This is a genomic window from Aurantimonas marina (assembly GCF_017183135.1).
In the GTDB taxonomy this organism is placed as follows: domain Bacteria; phylum Pseudomonadota; class Alphaproteobacteria; order Rhizobiales; family Rhizobiaceae; genus Aurantimonas; species Aurantimonas marina.
This window is the reverse complement of record NZ_JADDXW010000066.1, coordinates 1-572: the sequence shown is the minus strand read 5'-3', so window position 1 is coordinate 572 and position 572 is coordinate 1. Positions and strand designations below refer to the sequence as shown.

General features: G+C 61.7%; 1 protein-coding gene. It reads left to right on the top strand.

What is annotated here, in order from left to right:
- A partial coding sequence (locus ING15_RS19330; protein WP_206456471.1) for a TetR/AcrR family transcriptional regulator occupies positions 1-572 on the top strand: 572 nt, incomplete at both ends.

The following is a 572-nucleotide window of genomic DNA, read 5'->3' as shown; positions in this document are numbered from 1 at the left end:
ATCATGGCCGTTCGAAAACCGGCGCCGGAGCGCAAGGCCGAGATTTTGGAGGCGACGTTGCAGCTGGCGGACGAGCTCGGCCCCGACCGCCTCTCCACCGAAGCGATCGCCCGCGCGGTCGGACTGACCCAGCCAGGTATCTTCCGGCATTTCCCGACCAAACAGGCGATCTGGGAAGCGGTCGCAGCAAAGATCACCGACAAGATGGTCGCTGGCTGGCGAACCGTCCTTGATCGTGGCGGCACGCCGATCGATCGCTTGCGGGGCTTGATCGGCGTCCAATTGCGACTGATTCAGGCGACACCGGCGATCCCCGCGATCCTCTTTTCCAGAGAACTCCACATGGAAAACGATATTCTGCGCAAGTCGGTATTGGCCGTGATGAACCGGTTCCACGCGGCGATCGCAAGGGAAATTGCAAGAGCCCAGGAGGAACGGATGTTCCGGCGGGATTTTGATCCCGACGATGCCGCGTATCTGGTGCTTGGACATATCCAGGGACTGGCGGTTCGTTGGTCGCTGAGCGGACGGTCGTTTCGACTGGCCGACGAGGGCGTCAGGCTGCTTGAGGT